The following is a 15,905-nucleotide window of genomic DNA, read 5'->3' as shown; positions in this document are numbered from 1 at the left end:
CGTGAGCCAGGGCGACAAGGGGCTTAGGGTGTGGTAGCCGGTGCCGGCGCCCCGACGCCATCGTCCGTCTCGCCGGCGTCCGAACCCCCTGTGCTTGCCTCGCCGTTGATCCGCCCCGCCGCTTCTACCGCATGCTGCTGCGCGCCCTGGCTCAGGTGACTCACGACTTCGCGCGCTGCCTCGGCCAGGTCACGGCGGCTGGCCGAAACCGGCGTCAAGGCTGGCGCAAAGCACAGCCTGGCAACGATCGGCGGCGCCCGCAAGACCGCAACGAGCGTCTGCAGCAACGTCAGGTCACCGATATACGCCGGCGCCGCGGTTGGCTGCCCCGTCGCGGCATCCAGGTAGGCGAGCCCGACCGGTTGCACCGGCAGCCCGCTCGAGATCGGCGCCTGCATCAGGTTGGCATGGAACGGCAGCACGCTGGTACCGTCCGTCGTGGTTCCTTCCGGGAACACGCAAACCAGGTCGCCCTGCAGCATCACGTCCGTGATGGCATGCAGCACGCGATGGGCATCGCGCTTGCGCGCGCGTTCGATGAAGATGGTACCGGTATGCCCGCACAGCCAGCCGACCAAGGGCCAGTTACGGATTTCCGATTTGGCCACAAAGCGTACGGGCTGCCAGCAATTGATGACGTAGATGTCCAGCCACGAGATGTGGTTGCAGACCACCATGGCGCCGCGGGGCGGCGCCTGCCCGGGCTGCAGTCCCTGTACCTCGACCGTGATCCCGCAGATCTTCAGCAGCCGGCGCGACCAGCGCCGGATATGCCATTGGCGCGATTCCACGCCCAGCCACGGGAACAGCACGGCACAGGTAACCAGGGCGCGTAGCAGGTGCAGGACCAGCGCGGTATAGCGTAGCCAGATCATGCAGCAACCCCCGCCGGCAGGCCTGCCCGCAACGTCTTGTCCATATCGACTTGGCCAGGCATGACGCTCAATGCAGTTCGTAGACGACGTGGCCGCCGACCAGCGTGGTGCGCACGCGGCCACGCATGTCATAGCCCAGCCACGGCGAGTTCTTGCCCTGGCTCTTGAGCGCGCGCCGCTCGACCTTCCACTCCTGCTCGGGATGGAAGATGCAGATATCGGCCGCGCTGCCCGTGGTCAGCGTGCCGGCCGCCAGGCCCAGCACGCTGGCCGGTGCGGCCGTGATGCGCGCCAGCGCCTGCGCCAGCGGCACCTTGTGTTCCTCGGCCCAGCGCAGCGTCAGCGGCAGCAGCAACTCCAGCCCGGTGGCGCCGGGCGAGGCCTCGGCGAAGGGCAGCAGCTTTTCATCGTCATCCACCGGGGTGTGGTCGGAGCACAGGGCGTCGATGGTGCCGTCGGCAAGGGCCGCCACGATGGCATCGCGGTCGCGCGCGCTGCGCAGCGGCGGCGAGAAGCGCATCTGCGAGTTGAAGTAGCCGATGTCCATGTCGGTCAGCGACACATGGTGGATATTGACGTCGCAGGTGACATTGAGGCCTTCGCGCTTGGCCTGGCGCACCAGTTCGAGGCCGGCGGCCGAGGACAGGCGGCACAGGTGCACGCGCGCGCCAGTGCTGCGCATGAGCTCGAAAATGGTGTGCAGGCGCACCGTCTCGGCGATCACCGACATCCCGGACAGCCCCAGGCGCGAGGCCACGGCACCGCTGGCGGCCACGCCGCCACCGAGGTAGGGATCTTCCGGGCGCAGCCAGACCGTGAAGCCGAAGGTCTTCGCATACTGCAGCGCACGCAGCAGCACCTGGGTATTGCGGATCGGCGCCTCGGCCTGCGAGAAGCCGATGCAGCCGGCCTCGGTCAGTTGCGACATCTCGGTCAGCGTCTCGCCCTGCAGGCCCAGCGTCAGCGCGCCCAGCGGGTAGACGTGCGTCTGGTTGAGCGTGCGGGCGCGGTACTTGAGCATCTCCACCAGGCCGGGCTCGTCGAGCACGGGATCGGTGTCGGGCGGGCAGACCAGGCTGGTCACGCCGCCGGCGGTGGCTGCCGCGACTTCGGATTCCAGCGTGGCCTTGTATTCATAGCCCGGCTCGCGCAGCCGCGCGGAGAGGTCGACCAGGCCGGGGCAGACGATCAGCCCGGTGGCGTCGATGGTCTTGTTGGCATGGAAGTCCGCCGGCGCGCTGCCCACGCCGACGATCTTGCCGGCGGCAATGTAGAGGTCTTGCTGCGCATCGACGTTCGCGGCCGGGTCGATCAGGCGGCCGCCCTTGATGTGGATCTTCATATCGTGTCGCTTGGCTTGTATTCGGTTGTTCTGGCTTGCCTGGGCCGGGTCGGCCGGGCGCTATCCGCTATCCGCTATCCGCTATCAGTCGTTGTTGCCGGCCACGATGCCCATCACGGCCATGCGTACCGCAATGCCGAAGGTCACCTGGTTGAGGATCACGGATTGCGGCCCGTCGGCCACGGCGGAGTCGATCTCCACGCCGCGGTTCATCGGGCCCGGGTGCATCACGATGGCGTCGGGCCTGGCCAGCGCCAGGCGATCCGGCGTGAGGCCGTAGGCCTTGAAGTATTCCTGCGCCGAGGGCAGCAGCGCGCCGCTCATGCGCTCGTTCTGCAGGCGCAGCATGATCACCACATCCACGCCCTTCATGCCCTCCTCCATATTGTGGAAGACGCGCACGCCCATCTGCTCCAGCCCCGAGGGCAGCAGCGTGCGCGGGCCGATGGCGCGCACTTCGGGCACGCCGAGCGTGGTCAGCGCATGGATGTCGGAGCGCGCCACGCGCGAGTGCAGGATGTCGCCGACGATCGCCACCGTCAGGTTGGTGAAATCCTTCTTGAAATGGCGGATGGTGTACATGTCGAGCAGCCCCTGCGTGGGGTGCGCGTGGCGGCCGTCGCCGGCATTGATGACATGCACGTGGGGCGCGACATGCTCGGCGATCAGGTAGGGCGCGCCGGAACTGGCGTGGCGCACCACGAACATGTCGGCCGACATCGCCGAGAGGTTGTTGATGGTGTCGAGCAGCGACTCGCCCTTGCTGGTGGACGAGGCGTTGATGTTCAGGTTGAGCACGTCCGCCGAAAGCCGCTTGGCGGCGATCTCGAAGGTGGTGCGGGTGCGCGTGGAGTTCTCGAAGAACAGGTTGAACACGCTCTTGCCGCGCAGCAGCGGCACCTTCTTCACCTCGCGGTCCGAGTCGGACAGCGAGACGAACTGGCTGGCGGTGTCGAGGATGTGCGCGACCATCTCGCGCGACAAGCCCTCGATCGAGAGCAAATGCTTGAGCTCGCCGTTCTTGGTCAGTTGCGGGTTGCGGAACGTCTTGATCATGGCAGGTAGAAAGGGCCGGGCGGTGGCGATTGACTGGTCTGGGGCGGGCGGTGCTGGCGCCCCATCTGGCGCCCCGTCCGGCGCCCCATATTCGGGACGCGGGACGCGGATATTCAGGCTGGGCAGGCTTAGTTGCCGGTGGCCTCGTTGGCAAAGGCAAAGCGCATGTCCGCGCCGGACCCCTCGTGCGACAGCACCAGCGTGGTCCCGGGCGGCAGCTCGATGTGCGCGGCGACGAAATCGGCGGCGGCCGGCAGCTCGCGCCCCCCACGGTCGACCAGTACCGCCAGCGCCACGCGCGCGGGCCGGCCGTAGTCGAACAGTTCGTTGACGGCGGCGCGGATGGTGCGCCCGGTGGCCAGCACGTCGTCGATCAGCAGGATCTTGCGGTCCTGCACGTCGAAGGGCAGCGTGGTGGGCTGGGCCTGGCTGTGCAGGCCCTTCTTGGCATAGTCGTCGCGGTGGAAAGCGACGTTGACGACACCGTGCGCCGCCAGCTGCAGGTCGGCGGCGAGCCGCTCGGCAATCCAGGCGCCGCCGGAGTAGATGCCGGCTACCGACCATTGCGCGCGCCCGTCGGCGGGCAGCGCGGCCTGCACCTGGTCACGCAGCGTGCGGTACAGCGCCTCGGCGTCGGGAGAGGAAGTCTGGGTCATAGCGGATGCTGGTCGAAGTACTGTTGCAGGATGATGCTGGCGGCCTCGGCATCGAGCGCGCCCTTGCGGGCGCCGGCCATCTCGGCTGCAATCGAGGTGTAGCGCTCGTCAACCCACTCCACCGGCAGGCCGAAGCGGCCGTGCAGCTGGTTGCCGAAGCGGCGCGCGAGCCGCATCGAGGGCTGCTCGGTGCCGTCCGGGTTGATTGGCATGCCCACCACCAGTTGCACCGGTGCCCACTCAGCGATGAGCGCGGTCACGGCCTCGAAGCGCCCTTCCACGGTGATGTTGGGGATGATGACGAGCGCGCGGGCCTCGCGCGTGACGAAGTTGCCCAGCGCGACGCCGATCTTTTTTTCGCCGTAGTCGAACGCCAGGACGGTGCCGTCGGTGGGCAACAGGCGCGGCGCTGGCGCCGCCCCGGCCTCAGGCATGCCCGGCCTCGCCCGAGAGCATGGCGAAATCGATGCCCAACAGGCGTATGGCGGCGGCAAAGCGTTCCTCGGGCGGCACGCTGAAGATGATCTCGGGATCGGCCTGGACGGTCAGCCAGCCATTGCGGCTGAGTTCTTCCTCAAGCTGCCCCGCGCCCCAGCCGGCATAGCCAAGCGTGAGCAGGAAGCGGTGCGGGCCGCTGCCGTTGGCGACAGCCTCCAGCACGTCCTTGGAGGTGGTCATCTCCAGCCCGCCCGGCACGGCCAGGGACGAGACATAGATGCCGACCGGATCGTGCAGCACGAAGCCCCGCTCGGTCTGCACCGGCCCGCCGAAATAAACGGGCTGCTGCGCCACCGGCTGGATCTCCAGCTTGAGGTCGATCTTGTCGAACAATGTGGCCATATCGATGTCGATAGGCCGATTGATCACCAGGCCCAGCGCGCCGCGGTCGTTGTGCTCGCACAAGTAGACGACGGAACCCGAAAAGGTCGGGTCTGCCATGCCGGGCATGGCAATCAGGAACTGATTGGTGAGATTGATTGGGGCTTCCAGCGTCGCCATCCCTGCATTTTATCAAATCGTTGCCATCCTTCCGGAAAAGATTCACGGATGCCGCACTGCAGCATCCCGGCGCTTCCCCGGCGCGCTTTCCTATCGGCCCTGCTGCTTACTCCTTGCGCGTCAGCGCGACCAGGTCTTCTGGCGTCAGCCAGCGCCACTCGCCCAGCGCCAGTGTCGGTTCCAGCACCAGCCCGCCGATGGCGCTGCGGTGCAGCGCTTCCACGTGGTTGCCTGCCGCAACCACCATGCGCTTGACCTGATGGTACTTGCCCTCGGTCAGGCTGAGGCGCAAGCTGCGCTCCCCGGTGGCCTCGCAGGCGGCGGCAGCGATCGGAGCGGGCTCGTCATCCAGCTTGACGCCTGCCAGCAGCGCATCGACCTGCGCCTGGGTAACCGGCTCGGCAGTGGTCACCTCGTAGACCTTGGGCACCATCTTCTTGGGCGAGGTCTGCGCATGGATGAACTGGCCGTCGTCCGACAGCAGCAGCAGGCCGGTGGTGTCCTGGTCCAGCCGCCCTACCGCCTGCACCTCGCGCTGGCGCAGCGGCACCGGCAGCAGGTTGTACACGCTGGGATGGTGGCGCGGCCGCTGCGAGCATTCGTAGCCCACCGGCTTGTTCAGCAGCAGGTAGGCCTTGGCGTGGCCTATCCATGCCTCGCCGTCCACGGTCAGGCGCAGTCCGTCGACTTCGAATTTCTGGCCCGGGTCCTCGCACAGCACGCCGTCGACCTCCACCAGGCCGGCGCCGATCAGGTCGCCGCAATAGCGGCGGGTCCCGAAGCCCTGGGATTGAAGGATGCGGTCGAGTGTCATGGCCATGGCTTGCTTCTTGATATTTGAAATCTGGATTACTGGATGACTGGAATACGGGGCCGGCGCTGCCCGCGCGGTGCGGCGCGCCGCTGCCGGTATGGTAGGGTAACAGGAGTAAGCGGCTTCTTCCGCCCATTTCCCGGAGCCTCCGATCTTGTCCTCGCCCGCCGCCGCTATCCGCCAGCCCTACCGGATCGACCGGCAGTTCGAGCGCGGGCTGGTCTGGTTCCGGCGCGACCTGCGCGCCGACGATCACGCGGCGCTGCATTATGCCCTCAAGCACTGCCGCCAGGTATGGTGCGTGTTCGTATTCGACCGGGAGATCCTGGGCCCCTTGCTGGCACGCGGCCTGCGCGCCGACCGCCGGGTGGAATTCATCCTCGCCTCGCTCGGCCCGCTCGATGACGCACTGCGCAACGCCGGCGGCGGCCTGATCGTGCTGCACGGCCATGCGCGCCAGTCCATCCCCGGGCTGGCCGCCGAACTGGGCGCCGAAGCCGTGTTCGCCAACCACGACTACGAACCCGCCGCCCTGGCCCGCGATGCCGAGGTCAGGCAAACCCTGGCGGATCGGTCCCGCTTCTTCAGCTTCAAGGATCAGGTGATCTTCGAGCGGAACGAGATCCTGACCGGCCAGGGCAAGCCGTTCTCGGTATTCACGCCCTACAAGAACGCCTGGCTCAAGGCGCTGCTGCCGTTCGACCTCAAGCCCTACCCGATCGAACCGTATCTCGCAGCCTTGGCCCCTGTTCCCCGGCGGTACGCGCGGCCGCTGCCAACGCTGGAGGCACTGGGTTTCGCTCCCTCCAATCTGGTCGAGATCGCCATGCCCGCCGGCAGCACCGGCGCCCACGCGCTGTTCGATGCGTTCCGGGACCGCATGGCCGACTACGCGCGCCGGCGCGACTTCCCCGCGCTGCGCGGCCCGAGCTACCTGTCGGTCCACCTGCGTTTCGGCACCCTGTCGATCCGCACGCTGGCCCGCGCCGCCCACGCGGCCACGCTGCGCGGCGGCGCGGACAGCGCGGGCGCCGCCACCTGGCTGTCGGAACTGATCTGGCGCGATTTCTATTTCATGATCCTGCACCACCATCCACGAGTCGCCGAGGGACAGGCATTTCACGCCGAGTACGATGCCATCCGCTGGATTGGCGGTGAGACCGGCGAGCGCTACTTCCAGGCCTGGTGCGACGCGCGGACCGGCTATCCACTGGTGGATGCGGCCATGCTGCAGATCCGGCAGAGCGGTTATATGCACAACCGGCTGCGGATGGTGGTGGCGAGTTTCCTGGTCAAGGATCTGGGCGTGGACTGGCGGCGGGGGGAGCAGTATTTTGCCGACCAGTTGAACGACTTCGATTTCTCGGCGAACAACGGGGGCTGGCAGTGGGCCGCGTCCACGGGCTGCGACGCCCAGCCCTACTTCCGGATCTTCAACCCAACCACGCAATCGGAGAAGTTTGATCCGCAGGGACGGTTTATCCGGAAGTACCTGCCGCAACTGGCGCGGCTGCCGGACAAATACATACATGCGCCGTGGGCGGCGTCAGAGGACATGCTGCTGGCGGCTGGGGTCAGGCTCGGGGAAAATTATCCGCGGCCTATCGTCCAGCATGATGTCGTGCGTAAGGAGACGTTGGCGCGGTATGCGGCGGTGCAGGGAACAGGCCAAAGCCGCGCGCGATGACGACGGCTGTCTCTCCCTCTCCCCTCAGGGGGACCTCAGGGGGAGAGGGGTGGCTTAGCTAGGAGCCACTTGAAGCGAAGCCCTCGGTTTTTTCCAGCACGACGGCGTAGCGAGCGCCCGCCCTCTCCCCCGGCCCCTCTCCCGCAAGCGGGAGAGGGGAGCAAAACGGTGGTGAGTCGATCCTCACGCCGCCAGAATCGCACTCTCCCGATAATGCTTCTGCGCCTCATCGGGCCGCTCGGTTTCCTCGAACATCCTGGCCAGCGCCAAATGCGCCCTCACCCGCAGCCTGCGCTGCGAATCCATATCCGCATACCGCAGCGCCCGCTCAAAACTCGACTGCGCCTTGCCCCATAGCTTCTCGCCGAGGCAAAGCACGCCCAGCGTGAAGTAGAGATCCGCATCGACAGGATGCTGCGCCAGCCATTTTTCAGCCTGCTGGATCTGCGGCAGCGCCCGTCCCGGCTCGGCGCAATCGGCATAGCGCAACACCAGCCTGCTATCCCAGTTGAACTTGAGCGCGTCTTCCACGATCCTGCGGGCCTCATCCTGCCGCCCCAGCGCCGCGAAATAGCGCGCCGCCGGCTCCGCGATGCGGGCCGCGCGACGTTCGTCGTTCGATAGCGAGCGCCAGAAATCATGCAACGCGTCGCTGTCGTTGCGGCGCTCTTCCAGCAGGGCTTCGCACGCCATCTGCTTGAGCCGCAGCGCCAGCACCGGATGCAGCGCATTGCGCTTTTCCAGCGAGCGCGCCAGGCGCAGGACTTCGGTCCAGTTCTTCAGATGCTGGTGCGCACGCAGCGCAATGCGCTGCACGTGGATCTGGCGTGCGCCTTGCGACTGCAGCTGCGCGATGGTTTCCAGCGCGCCATCGGCGTCGCGGGCGTCGACCAGCAGTTCGGCCATCGACACCAGCCGCGCCTGCTCGCGCTCGGGATCGGTCACCTGCGCCATCCAGGCATCGCGCCGCTCGGTTTCCTGCATGCGGTGCGCGGCGCGCGCGCCGATCAGCGCCGCGGTCTGGGCCTGCTCGGGCCAGGCCTGGGCCTCGCGCGCGGTGCGCTCGGCGCGGGCGAAGCGGCCGGCGAAGAGGTTCTCGATCGCCTCGCGCAGGGCCGCCTGGGCCCGGTTCATGCGGCTGCGCTCGCGGTAGGCCGAGGCGCGCGCCGGCATCTCGGACAGATGGCGCAGGGTGGTAAGGATGGTCCAGACCACGAAGAACGCCGCCAACAGAAGCGCCAGCGCCAGGTTCAGCGAGAGCTCCACCCGGTAAGGCGGGTAGAACAGGACCACATTGCTTTGGTTGAATTGCGTGAACAGCGCCAGCCCGACCGCGCCGCCAAACAGGATTGCCACCCAGAAAAGAAGCCGCATGCGCTCTACTCCTTCTTGAGCGCCTGCAGCGCGCCGAGGCTTTCCGCCATGGTGGGCAACTGCACCGTCACGGCGCCAGCCTGGGCCTGCTTGAGCAGGGTCATCGCGGCCTGCACGCGGCGCGACTTGGTGTCGAAATAGCGTCCCAGCATGGCTTGCGCGGCCGCCAGGTCATTGCGGAACACCGGCTCGTTGCGCGACAGCAGCGCCAGCCGCGCATTGAGCAGGCGCAGCTTGACGTTCTCGCGCAGGAACCAGCCCTGGTCGCCGGTCAGCAGCAAGGCCTGGGCGTCGTCCACGCGCCGGATGCGGATGACCTGCGTCAGCTCGTCCCGCACGGTGCCCCAGAGCCTGCCGAACCAGTTGCCGACCGCGTTGCCGGCCGATGCCGGCTCGTCCCTGGCGACATTTTTTGCGCCCTTGCCGGGAGCGGGCTTTGGCGTCTTGTCGGCCACGTCGGCCTTGACGTCGGCCTTGATGTCCGACTTGACGTCCAACTTGCGCGCATCGGCTTCGCTGCGCTCGAGCATGCGCTCGCTCGACAGCAGCGGCAGCGTGTCGATCTGGTTGATGGCTTCGTCGAGCTTGATGGCGGCACCGGTCAGGTCGGTATCCGGCACGGCCTTCATGCGCGCGACATCGCGCGCGATGGCCCGGCGCAGCAGGTTGTATTGCGGTTTGTCGGTGCGCGCCAGGCGCGTGTCGGCGCTTTGCAGCGCGGCCAGCGCGACCTGCACGTTGCCCGTCAGCTGCAGTTGCTGGCCGGCGTTGGTCAGCAGCTGCTGGATCTCCGCGATCTCCCAGTCGTCGCGGTTGCGCATCAGGTCCTGATAGACCTGCTCCAGCGCGGTTTGCTTGTCGCGCGCCTCGCCCACCTGCCCGTCCAGCGCGCCGACCTTGGCCTGCAGCTCCTTGACCGAGTCCTGCGCATTGCGCGACAGCACGCGGGATTCCTGCACCAGCGCATCGTTGCTCTGCTGGCGCCGCGCCAGTTCCTGGGTCAGGTGTTCGACGCGCTGCTGCAGCCACCAGAAGCCGCCGCCGATGGCGAGGATCAACAGCAGCAACAGCACCCACCATGGGTTGACGCGGGGCGCGCCGCGGGCGAACTGCGGGACGCCAGCCGCGGGAGGCGCGCTGGCGGCGGGAGGAGCGGTATTTTCTTGCGTCACGCGATCGACCTTCGTTGACGTTGGGGGCGGTGGGTTGATTTGCGGGACCGGCGCCAGCACCGGCGACGGTGCCATGGCCGGGACGGACTCAGCGGCTGCCGGTGGCGCCGGCATCGGCACCGGCGGGCCGGCATGCGCCTGCGCCCACTGGCGACAAGCCGCCAGCAGGCCGTCATCCCCTGGCGCCGCGCGCAGCACGTGGGAAAAACCCAGCGCGGCGGCTTGTTCGGCGATTCTCGCATGCGGCGCCATGCACTGCACCTGCCGCAGGCAGGCCAACTCCTGCGGGCTCAGGGCCTGGCGCGCCATGGCATCGAGATTGCGCACCGCTTCGGAACTGGTCAGCAGCCACGCCTGGGGCGGCGCGCCCGGCTTGAGCGCGTCGCGCACAGCCTGCCATTGCATGCTGCCGGGCGTGGGGATGGAGCGCTGGTAGGCCTCCACCGCGCGCACCCCGGCACCGGCCGCACGCAGGCGCTCGGCCAGCCAGTCGCGTCCGCCGTTGCCCCGGATGATCAGGACCTGGCGTCCATCCAGGGTGCCGGGGTCAAGCTGGGCTTCGAGTTGCTGCCACAGGGCTTCGGAATCGAAACGGGCTTCGGCGCCGTCGCCGCCGTTGGCGGCATCGCCGTTATCGGCCTCATGGCCGGTCGTACAGCCGGCCGGCGCGATCACGCGGTGGGCTGGCGCGGCGATCCCGCGCTCGGCCAGCGCGGCCACGCTGGCGGGACCGACCACGGCCACCGGTACGGATTCGGGCCAAAGCGGCGTGGGCTTGTTCTGCACCTGGGCCAGTGCGTCGAGAGCGAACGCCACCGCATTGGGGCTGACGAAGACCACCAGGGCGAAGTCCGCCAGTTGCGCCAGCGCCGCGCGCAGGGGCGCGTCGTCGGCCACGGGGCCGATCGCCAGCAGGGGAAAACCAAGCACGTCCAGGCCCGCGGCCGACAAGGCCTCGGTGAGTTGCCGGGACTGCCCGGCGGGTCGTGTCACAACGACGGTCGGGCGGGGCATGGGACGGCCTCAGGCAGGGGCTTGATGGGAGGCGGGGTCCGCCAGCTTTGCCAGGATCTCGGCTGCGCCTTGCCCCAGCAGGTCCTGGGCGACGGCCTTGCCAAGCGCTTCCGCCCGGCTGGATGCGTCGGCACCCTCGACCACCGCCTCGGACCGGGCCCGCACGCAGCGGCTGCCGTCGGGCAGCGCCACGAAGGCCTCGATCTTCAGCACCGTGCCGTCCCAGCATGCATGGGCCGCCAGCGGCACCTGGCAGGAACCGCCCAGCATGCGCGACACCGCGCGCTCGGCAGCGACCGCCAGCGCGCTGGGCGCATGGTTGAGCGGCGCCAGCCACGCCGCCAGTTCCGCACGCCCGGCGGGAATCTCGATGCCAAGCGCACCCTGCCCCGCAGCCGGCAGCGAGCTGATGGGATCGAGCACGGCGCGGATGCGCTCGCCCAGGCCCAGGCGCTTGAGGCCGGCGGCGGCCAGGATGATGGCGCCATAGTCGCCGCGGTCGAGCTTGCCCAGCCGGGTGTCGAGATTGCCGCGCAGCGGCTGGATCACAAGGTGGGGGTAGCGGGTGCGCAGCGCGGCCTCGCGGCGCAGGCTGGAGGTACCGACCACGGTCCCGGCCGGCATCTCTTCGAGCGAGCCGAAGGTGGCCGAGACCAAGGCATCGCGCGGATCCTCGCGCTCCATGATGGCGGCCAGGGCGAAGCCTTCAGGCAACTGCATTGGCACATCCTTCAGGGAGTGCACGGCAAGGTCGGCACGGCCTTCGGCCATCGCGATCTCAAGTTCCTTCACGAACAGTCCCTTGCCGCCGACTTTGGACAAGGTACGGTCTAGAATCTGATCTCCGCGCGTGGTCATGCCGAGAATGGACACATCGCACGCGGGATAGTATTGTTGCAACGCAGCACGCACATGCTCGGCCTGCCACATAGCCAGACGGCTTTCGCGGGAGGCGATCACGAGCTTGCGCGGCGCGGCGCCGGAGGGAGACTGGGTGACGGATGCTTGCATCCGCCAATGTTAGCACGCACCCCAAGCCGCTTCGGGCCAACCCACAAGAGATAAGAGACATCAGGAGATTGCATGACGCAGCAAGCCGCGCGCCCCGCCGGCCGGCGCAAGCCAACCGCCAGCCGGGCAGACGCCCCGGACACTGTCGTGGCTTCCGCTTCGGTTCCCGCAAGTGCCCCCGCCACCCCATCTGCCAAGACTGCCGGCCGCAAGCGCCCCGCCGCCGCGAAGCCTGAGGCGACGCCGGCGGCAAGTGCCCCGGCGCGGCGCGCCAGCGACAAGGACCTGCCCCTGCGCGAGGACATCCGCTTCCTGGGCCGCCTGCTGGGCGAGTGCGTGCGCGAGCAGGAAGGCGATGCCGCCTTCGAGGTGGTCGAGACCATCCGCCAGACCGCGGTGCGTTTCCGCCGCGAGAACGACCGCGCCGCCGGCGCCGAACTGGACCGGTTGCTCAAGCGCCTGTCGCGCGACCAGACCAACTCGGTGGTGCGCGCCTTCAGCTACTTCTCGCACCTGGCCAATATCGCCGAGGACCAGCATCACAACCGCCGCCGGCGCGTGCACGCGCTGGCCGGCTCGCCGCCGCAGCCGGGCAGCCTGGCGCACGCGCTGCAGGCCATCGACGCGGCCGGCGTGACCGGCAAGACCTTGCGCAAGTTCTTCGACGAAGCGCTGATCGTGCCGGTGCTCACCGCCCACCCGACCGAAGTCCAGCGCAAGAGCATACTCGACGCCGAGCGCGAGATCGCCCGCCTGCTGGCCGAGCGCGACCTGCCGATGACCGCGCGCGAGCGCGATCAGAACACCGCGCTGCTGCGCGCCCGCGTCACCACGCTGTGGCAGACCCGCATGCTGCGCAATACGCGGCTGATGGTGGTCGACGAGATCGAGAACGCGCTGTCCTACTACCGCACCTGCTTCCTGCGCGGCATTCCGCAGCTGATGAGCGAACTGGAGGAGGACATCGCCGCGGTGTTTCCCGCCACGCGCAAGAACAAGTCCGCGCCGGCCGCCTCGACGCAGCTCGCGCCCTTCTTCCAGATGGGCTCGTGGATCGGCGGCGACCGGGACGGCAATCCCAACGTCACCGCCGACACGCTGGAGCAAGCCGCGAGTAAGCAATCGTCGCTGATCCTGGAGTGGTACCTGGATGAAGTCCACGCGCTCGGCGCCGAGCTGTCGATGTCGCGCCTGATGGTGGAAGCCAGCCCGGAACTGCTGGCGCTGGCCGAAGCCTCGCCCGACCGTTCCGAGCACCGCGCCGACGAGCCGTACCGCCGCGCCCTGATCGGCATCTATGCGCGCCTGGCGGCAACCTGCCTGGCCGTCACCGGCCAGGCCGCGCCGCGCCACCCGGTGGCCGCTGCCACGCCGTATGCCGACGCGCAATCCTTCGGCGCCGACGTGCAGGTGGTGATCGACTCGCTGCGCGCCTACCATGGCGTAGCGCTCGCGCGCACCCGCGTCGACGCGCTGGCCAAGGCCATCGCCGTGTTCGGCTTCCACCTGGCCTCGATCGACATGCGCCAGGTGTCCGACGTGCACGAGGCCGTGATCGCGGAACTGTTCGCCGCCGCCGGCGTGGAGGCCGACTACGCATCGCTGACGGAGGCGCGCAAGCTGGAACTGCTGCTGTCCGAGCTGCGCCAGCCGCGCCTGCTGACGCTGCCCTGGCATACCTATTCCGAGCAGACCCGCAGCGAGCTGGCCATCCTGAACATGGCGCGCGAGCTGCGCGCCCGCTACGGCGCGCGCGTGGCGTGCAACTACATCATCTCGCACACCGAATCGCTGTCCGACCTGGTCGAGGTGATGCTGCTGCAGAAGGAAGCGGGCATGCTGCGCGGCGCGCTGGGCAGCAAGACGGACCCGGCACGCCCGGAACTGATGGTGATCCCGCTGTTCGAGACCATCGAGGATCTGCGCAACGCCGCCGGCATCATGCAATCGCTGCTTGAACTGCCGGGCTTCGCCTCCGTCATCGCCCATCACGGCGGCGAGCAGGAAGTGATGCTGGGCTACTCCGACTCCAACAAGGACGGCGGCTTCCTGACCTCCAACTGGGAGCTGTACAAGGCCGAACTGGCACTGGTGCAGGTGTTCGAGGCCCGGCGCGTGAAGCTGCGCCTGTTCCATGGCCGCGGCGGCACCGTCGGCCGTGGCGGCGGCCCGACCTACCAGGCCATCCTGTCGCAGCCGCCGGGCACGGTCAACGGCCAGATCCGCCTGACCGAGCAGGGCGAAATCATCAACAGCAAGTTCGCCAACGCCGAGATCGGCCGGCGCAACCTGGAAACGGTGATCGCCGCCACGCTGGAAGCCTCGCTGCTGCCGACGCAGAACGCGCCCAAGGACCTGGCCATGTTCGAGGCCTTGATGCAGCAGCTCTCGGACCGCGCTTTCACGTCCTATCGCGCCCTCGTCTACGAGACGCCGGGCTTCAAGGACTACTTCTTCGCCACCACGCCGATTACCGAGATCGCCGACCTGAACCTGGGCTCGCGTCCGGCTTCGCGCAAGCTGATGGACAAGAAACAGCGCCGCATCGAAGACCTGCGCGCGATTCCCTGGGGCTTTTCGTGGGGCCAGTGCCGCCTGCTGCTGCCGGGCTGGTACGGCTTTGGCAGCGCGGTCAAGGCGGTGCTGGACGGGGCGCCGGACGAAAAGGCGCACAAGGCGGCCGTTGCCACGCTGCGCCGCATGGTCAAGACCTGGCCGTTCTTCTCCACGCTCCTGTCCAACATGGACATGGTGCTGGCCAAGACCGACCTGGCCGTGGCCTCGCGCTACGCGCAGCTTTGCGAGGATGCCGCGTTGCGCAAGAGTGTGTTCGCGCGCATCAGCGCCGAGTGGCACCTGACCTGCGACATGCTGGCGCTGATCACCGGCCGCCATGAGCGCCTGGCCGACAACCCGCTGCTTGCCCGTTCGATCAAGAACCGCTTCGCCTACCTGGACCCGCTCAACCACTTGCAGGTGGAGTTGCTCAAGCGCTACCGCGCGGGCAAGGATGGCGACAATATCCGCTTGCGGCGCGGCATCCACCTGACCATCAACGGCGTGGCCGCGGGCTTGCGCAACAGCGGCTGAGGCTAGGTAACGCCCTGGCAATGCAAGGAATCCGCCATGGTGGCTGGCACCATGGCGGCGGGTTCTGCCGCGGCCAGGACGGCAAAAGGGCGTTGCTTAGCCGACGAATGCGCCCGGCACCGGGTCTTCGCCGAGTACCGAAAGCAGCACGGCCCAGTGCATCGCCTCATCGCCCAGGATGCTGCCGGCGGCCTTGGTCAGCTCGCGGTTATGGAAATTCGGCAATACGCCAAGATAGGCGGCGGTAGCGCCTTTCTCCAGCCCGGCGGCAAAGCGCAGCACATCGGCCTGCGTCTTGAGCTGGTCGGTCGGGAAACTGTACTCCGCCGGCTTCTTCGCCATCACCGGGCTGCCGCCCAGCTTGGACACGGTGCCCGCCAGCACTTGCGCGTGTGCCTTGTGATGTGTCTGGAACTTGACCGCGGTATCCAGCACCGGCTTTTGCAGCAGGCCGCTTTCGGCGCCCACCTGATAAGCCGCGATGGCCTGGTATTCGAGCCCGAGGGCCACATTGAGAATCGCAATATCGTCCTTGGTGCTGCCGGACTTGGCCTGTGCCCAGGCGGGCATCGATTCGCCCAGGCTCATCACCGCCAGCGATCCCAGCGCAAATAGCCCGGGGACCTTGAGCAAGCCGCGCCGGCGCGCGTCCGGCGCTGCCAGGATGCGGCTGTCCGTGTCCTCGCCGGCCTCGCGAGCCGCCCGCACGGGTGTCGACTGCATGCGTTCCATGGTGTTCTCCTGTAGTGGGATAGATGGCGCCCTGGCCAGGTCACAATGGCGGCGCCTGTCCCATCTACGCGCGCACCTGCCGA

13 protein-coding genes are annotated in these 15,905 nt (G+C 68.1%); 2 read left to right on the top strand and 11 right to left on the bottom strand.

Going from position 1 to position 15,905, the window contains the following annotated elements; translation table 11 throughout:
• Positions 1-23 precede the first annotated feature (23 nt).
• From AC1DQ3_RS07190 to AC1DQ3_RS07160, 7 genes are all read right to left on the bottom strand, one after another.
• On the bottom strand, positions 24-875 hold the full coding sequence (locus tag AC1DQ3_RS07190) for a lysophospholipid acyltransferase family protein (protein ID WP_477119488.1): 852 nt from the start codon (positions 873-875) through the stop codon (positions 24-26).
• A gap of 67 nt (positions 876-942) precedes the next feature.
• The gene (locus tag AC1DQ3_RS07185; RefSeq protein ID WP_477119487.1) at positions 943-2,217 is read right to left on the bottom strand and encodes a dihydroorotase; all 1,275 of its coding nucleotides are present in this window, start codon (positions 2,215-2,217) and stop codon (positions 943-945) included.
• Positions 2,218-2,301: 84 nt separating this feature from the next.
• A complete protein-coding gene (locus tag AC1DQ3_RS07180; protein ID WP_477119486.1) occupies positions 2,302-3,273 on the bottom strand; it encodes an aspartate carbamoyltransferase catalytic subunit in 972 nt (323 codons plus the stop codon).
• Between the two features lie 128 nt (positions 3,274-3,401).
• Positions 3,402-3,929, bottom strand: coding sequence for a bifunctional pyr operon transcriptional regulator/uracil phosphoribosyltransferase PyrR (gene pyrR, locus AC1DQ3_RS07175; protein ID WP_477119485.1), 528 nt, complete (start codon positions 3,927-3,929; stop codon positions 3,402-3,404).
• The gene (gene ruvX, locus AC1DQ3_RS07170) at positions 3,926-4,363 is read right to left on the bottom strand and encodes a Holliday junction resolvase RuvX (RefSeq protein WP_477119484.1); all 438 of its coding nucleotides are present in this window, start codon (positions 4,361-4,363) and stop codon (positions 3,926-3,928) included. The genes pyrR and ruvX overlap by 4 nt, the downstream gene beginning before the upstream one ends.
• Positions 4,356-4,928, bottom strand: coding sequence for a YqgE/AlgH family protein (locus AC1DQ3_RS07165; RefSeq protein ID WP_477119483.1), 573 nt, complete (start codon positions 4,926-4,928; stop codon positions 4,356-4,358). The genes ruvX and AC1DQ3_RS07165 overlap by 8 nt, the downstream gene beginning before the upstream one ends.
• A gap of 106 nt (positions 4,929-5,034) precedes the next feature.
• Positions 5,035-5,748 (bottom strand): pseudouridine synthase, encoded by a 714-nt coding sequence (locus AC1DQ3_RS07160; protein WP_477119482.1) that lies wholly within the window; start codon positions 5,746-5,748, stop codon positions 5,035-5,037.
• A 148-nt stretch (positions 5,749-5,896) separates the two neighbouring features.
• On the opposite strand from AC1DQ3_RS07160, the gene AC1DQ3_RS07155 reads away from it, so the two are divergent.
• On the top strand, positions 5,897-7,429 hold the full coding sequence (locus tag AC1DQ3_RS07155) for a cryptochrome/photolyase family protein (protein ID WP_477119481.1): 1,533 nt from the start codon (positions 5,897-5,899) through the stop codon (positions 7,427-7,429).
• Between the two features lie 183 nt (positions 7,430-7,612).
• Here AC1DQ3_RS07155 and AC1DQ3_RS07150 read toward each other — a convergent pair whose 3' ends face one another.
• Genes AC1DQ3_RS07150 through hemC form a run of 3 tightly spaced genes read right to left on the bottom strand, consistent with a single transcriptional unit; the run spans position 7,613 to position 12,000 of the window.
• Entirely contained in the window at positions 7,613-8,803 is a 1,191-nt protein-coding gene (locus AC1DQ3_RS07150) for a heme biosynthesis HemY N-terminal domain-containing protein (RefSeq protein ID WP_477119480.1), read from the bottom strand.
• A gap of 5 nt (positions 8,804-8,808) precedes the next feature.
• Positions 8,809-10,989 carry a fused uroporphyrinogen-III synthase HemD/membrane protein HemX gene (hemDX, locus tag AC1DQ3_RS07145; protein WP_477119479.1) on the bottom strand — a complete coding sequence of 727 codons (2,181 nt, stop codon included), beginning with the start codon at positions 10,987-10,989 and terminating at the stop codon, positions 8,809-8,811.
• A 9-nt stretch (positions 10,990-10,998) separates the two neighbouring features.
• Positions 10,999-12,000, bottom strand: a complete 1,002-nt coding sequence (gene hemC / locus AC1DQ3_RS07140; RefSeq protein WP_477119478.1) for a hydroxymethylbilane synthase — start codon at positions 11,998-12,000, stop codon at positions 10,999-11,001.
• Positions 12,001-12,072: 72 nt separating this feature from the next.
• Between hemC and ppc the strand changes: the two genes are divergently transcribed.
• On the top strand, positions 12,073-15,090 hold the full coding sequence (ppc, locus tag AC1DQ3_RS07135) for a phosphoenolpyruvate carboxylase (protein ID WP_477119477.1): 3,018 nt from the start codon (positions 12,073-12,075) through the stop codon (positions 15,088-15,090).
• A 96-nt stretch (positions 15,091-15,186) separates the two neighbouring features.
• Here ppc and AC1DQ3_RS07130 read toward each other — a convergent pair whose 3' ends face one another.
• Positions 15,187-15,822 (bottom strand): ferritin-like domain-containing protein, encoded by a 636-nt coding sequence (locus AC1DQ3_RS07130; RefSeq protein ID WP_477119476.1) that lies wholly within the window; start codon positions 15,820-15,822, stop codon positions 15,187-15,189.
• Positions 15,823-15,905: the final 83 nt, after the last annotated feature.

It is taken from the genome of Cupriavidus sp. 01T418 (genome assembly GCF_056398885.1).
Note: the sequence above shows the minus strand (reverse complement) of the source record. Positions and strands in the feature narration are given on the sequence as shown.